Source organism: Moorena sp. (genome assembly GCF_982860115.1).
The window spans coordinates 1-3,547 of the sequence record NZ_CEYLVT010000400.1; the positions used below are offsets into that span (position 1 = coordinate 1).

General features: G+C 41.8%; 6 protein-coding genes. 5 read left to right on the forward strand and 1 reads right to left on the reverse strand.

Annotated elements, in window-relative coordinates; genetic code table 11:
• The 4 genes from AC4II3_RS31995 to AC4II3_RS32010 form a co-directional block, all read left to right on the forward strand.
• Nucleotides 1–1,520, forward strand: a 1,520-nt coding sequence (locus AC4II3_RS31995; RefSeq protein ID WP_490723026.1) for a calcium-binding protein, incomplete at its 5' end; no start/stop codon positions are given.
• Between the two features lie 39 nt (nt 1,521–1,559).
• Nucleotides 1,560–1,829: a hypothetical protein gene (locus AC4II3_RS32000; RefSeq protein ID WP_488029538.1), complete on the forward strand. Its 270-nt coding sequence runs from the start codon at nt 1,560–1,562 to the stop codon at nt 1,827–1,829.
• 159 nt (nt 1,830–1,988) lie between these two features.
• Nucleotides 1,989–2,123, forward strand: coding sequence for a hypothetical protein (locus AC4II3_RS32005; RefSeq protein ID WP_488029536.1), 135 nt, complete (start codon nt 1,989–1,991; stop codon nt 2,121–2,123).
• A 15-nt stretch (nt 2,124–2,138) separates the two neighbouring features.
• Complete coding sequence (locus AC4II3_RS32010) at nt 2,139–2,561, forward strand: Uma2 family endonuclease (protein WP_488029549.1); 423 nt, start codon at nt 2,139–2,141, stop codon at nt 2,559–2,561.
• On the opposite strand, the gene AC4II3_RS32015 is transcribed toward AC4II3_RS32010, so the two are convergent.
• Nucleotides 2,543–2,779, reverse strand: coding sequence for a hypothetical protein (locus AC4II3_RS32015; protein ID WP_488029535.1), 237 nt, complete (start codon nt 2,777–2,779; stop codon nt 2,543–2,545). The two genes, AC4II3_RS32010 and AC4II3_RS32015, sit on opposite strands and share 19 nt — an antisense overlap.
• Before the next feature lie 251 nt (nt 2,780–3,030).
• On the opposite strand from AC4II3_RS32015, the gene AC4II3_RS32020 reads away from it, so the two are divergent.
• On the forward strand, nt 3,031–3,258 hold the full coding sequence (locus tag AC4II3_RS32020; protein WP_488029534.1) for a hypothetical protein: 228 nt from the start codon (nt 3,031–3,033) through the stop codon (nt 3,256–3,258).
• Nucleotides 3,259–3,547: the final 289 nt, after the last annotated feature.

Genomic DNA, 3,547 nt, shown 5'->3' on the forward strand with positions numbered 1-3,547 from the left:
TTGAAAGAGCCGTAGGTACTAATTTTAATGACGAACTGATCGGTAACGAGGCTGATAACACTTTCTTTGGTTTGGACGGTGATGACAAATATGTTGGTGGTGGTGGGAATGACATTTTCCGAGACAGTGCCGGTGTTAACTATTTTGACGGTGGAGAAGGTCTTGATACCGTTGACTTTCAAAATCTAATCAACTCTGGTATTAAGCTTAATTTGGCTGAAGGCACTGGTAGTTACACCGATGAGCAAGATCAGGAAGTAGCACAAACTTTAATTAGTATTGAAAGAGCCGTAGGTACTAATTTTAATGACGAACTGATCGGTAACGAGGCTGACAACAGTTTCTCCGGTTTAAACGGTGATGACAAATATGTCGGTGGTGCAGGAAATGATACTTTCCGAGACAGTGGCGGTTCCAACCACTTCGACGGTGGAGAAGGTCGTGATACCGTTGACTTTTTCGAGTTTGATTTTGGGGTTCAAGTTAATCTCGTCGAGGGTACTGCTATCTCTACCGATAGTAACAGTCAAGAAATCACCCAAACCTTAATTAGTATCGAAAACGTATTTGGTACTAATTTTGATGACGAACTGATCGGTAACGACCAAGGCAACAGTTTTTTAGGTTACAACGGTGATGATAAATATATTGGTGGCGCAGGAAATGACGTTTTCCGAGACAGTGCCGGTGTTAACTATTTTGACGGTGGAGAAGGTCTTGATACCGTTAACTTTCAAAATCTAATCAACTCTGGTATTAAGCTCAATTTGGCTGAAGGCACTGGTAGTTACACCGATGAGCAAGATCAGGAAATAGCACAAACTTTAATTAGTATCGAAAGGGTATTTGGTACTAATTTTAATGACGAACTAATTGGTAACGAGGTTGACAACACTTTCTTCGGTTTAGAGGGTGATGACAAATATGTCGGTGGTGCAGGAAATGATACTTTCCAAGACAGTGGCGGTGTTAACTATTTTGACGGTGGAGAAGGTCGTGATACCGTTGACTTTCAAAATCTAATCAACTCTGGTATTAAGCTGAATCTGGCTGAAGGCACTGGTAGTTACACCGATGAGCAAGATCAGGAAGTAGCACAAACTTTAATTAGTATTGAAATAGCAGTAGGTACTAATTTTAATGACGAACTAATTGGTAACGAGGTTGACAACACTTTCTTGGGTTTAGACGGTGATGACACCATAACTGGCGGTGCTGGAAATGATGTAATCAACACTGGTGACGGAAACAATACTATTGATTCTGGTTCCGGTGATGACACCATCGAGCTTGGTAATGGTAACAACACCATTGCCCTTGAAGAAGGTGAAGGACATGACAACGTGATAAATTTCCAACTGGGGTTAACTCGCTTTGGGGTTAGTGATGCTAGCACCCTTACCTTTGAGCAGTCTAATGGCAGTGTGAATATCATAGCTGCTGATGGTGACCTTCTCGCCAATGTAGAGGGAGTTGAGGTTAGTACCTTTACTGATAATCTCTCCACCATCTTTTTCTAATACCCCTCGCTTCCGGGTGTTGCTTAAGAATCGAATGATTTGAAGAGTTTTCTGGAACGGGCATCTGGCTGTGGAGTGGGCATCCGGGCATCTGGCTGTGGAACGGGCATCTTGCCTGTTTCATTTCCAGGCGGGCAGGATGCCCACTCCACTGATATTGATTCTCTGCCTCTCATTCTCTGTTCCCTATTCCCTGTTTCCTATTCCCGACTTCTTTCAGAAGTCAACATAGCAATTTTCGTCATTCCCATCAAAATTAAACTGGTACTCCTGCTACCTTTGTTCTTTGTTTTTTGTTCTTTGTTCTAGCTTCATTCATTGATATAACTACTTTCTAAAGTATGCCCCGAGGATCACATTATAATTATAGCTTCCCTAGCTCATAACCTAACTCTGACACTATGGAAATAGGGAGTCGCGAGTCGGAAGTCGCGAGTATAATTAGTATAAAGCTAACGGAGTATAATTATGAATCAGGCAATACATGAGAGAGTATACTGGACTATTCATGACCTAGAATTGCTACCAGAAAATGAAGGAACACGCTACGAAATCATTGATGGAGAATTATTTGTCACTAGAGCGCCTCATACTAAACATTAGCAAACCTGTGGCAAAATTTTTCGACAGCTAGATGCTTGGTCTGAAGCAAGTGGTTTAGGAGAAGCTATTCCTAGTCCTGGTGTCCTGTTTTCCGAATCCGATAATGTTATTCCCGATGTCGTTTGGGTTACCCAAAAAACCTATACATTCACCTTAGATAAATCTGGACATCTAACTGGTGCTCCAGAATTAGCAGTCGAAGTTTTATCTGGTAGTCAACAAGACCAAAGACGAGACCGAGAAGCTAAACTAAAACTTTACTCCTCACGAGGAGTAAAAGAATATTGGATTGCTGATTGGAGGTCTCGCAAGCTCGAAATTTATCGCCGGGAAAACAGTCAGCTCAAATTAGTAGCAACCCTTTTCAGCCAAGATACCCTAAGCTCTCCCATACTACCGGGTTTTAGTTGTACTGTTCATCAGCTTTTTCCGAAATAAAAGGGAATCGGAAATCGGGAATCGGGAATCGGGAATCGGGAAAAAATTATCACAATTGATTGTAGGATTGCTAAAGTAAATGTTGCGTAGGGTGTGTTAGGGGCGGGCTCATTTTCCGCCTCTTCGCGCCTTTTTGGGACAGCCCGCCCCGTAACGCACCACCGGGTCAAACAGCTTTTAGGAGATGCACCCAAAGGGAAAAAAATATCACAATTCATTTAATTTTCCTAAACATTTCCATTATATCTGTTCTCAGAGTAATTAGGTACACAGGATTTTTTCCCTATTGCCTATTGCTAGCATGCCTATTGCCTTTGAGCAATTTAGGTATCCCAATTTAAATGCTGAAAAGCTTTTGCGATCGCATTTATTTACATTACCCCTCAAAAAAAAATTATAAAAACCCTTGACAAAATAAAATATAATCATTACGATTATAAATATAAACAAAAAGCAAAAGGTGAACCTTATGCCATCACAATTTCCAACAAATCCAGACAACAACCCCGATGATTCTTCCCAAAACAAAATCCGTGTTAAGCACATTTTAAAAGGCTCCCGCAAGGCAATAACTAATACCATGCATACCCTCTATGCACTGGGCTACACCGAAATATCCGAGTGGAGTCCTCTGCAGCCGACGGATGTTCCGGGAGAATTCATAACAATTAGCACCAAGTACTTCAGACTCCGTTAACACGTTAAATTGCTGGGGGGTTTTCCCCCCGGCCAAACCATCCGGTCCAGTCGCGTAAGATCACTCACGTTTGGATAGGTTGGAAAACTGAATGACATAAGGTAAATTCCTAGCCGTAGATAGTATTTCTGCGGCTATTTTTTTTTAGGTTAGCAGGTTTAAGGTTAGCAGGTTTAAGGTTAGTTATTTGTTCGCCTTTGGCGTTCGGTGTAGGGTAGGTTGAAGGTTGGTTAGTTGTTCGCCTTTGGCGTTCGGTGTAGGGTAGGTTGAAGGTTGGTTAGTTGTTCGC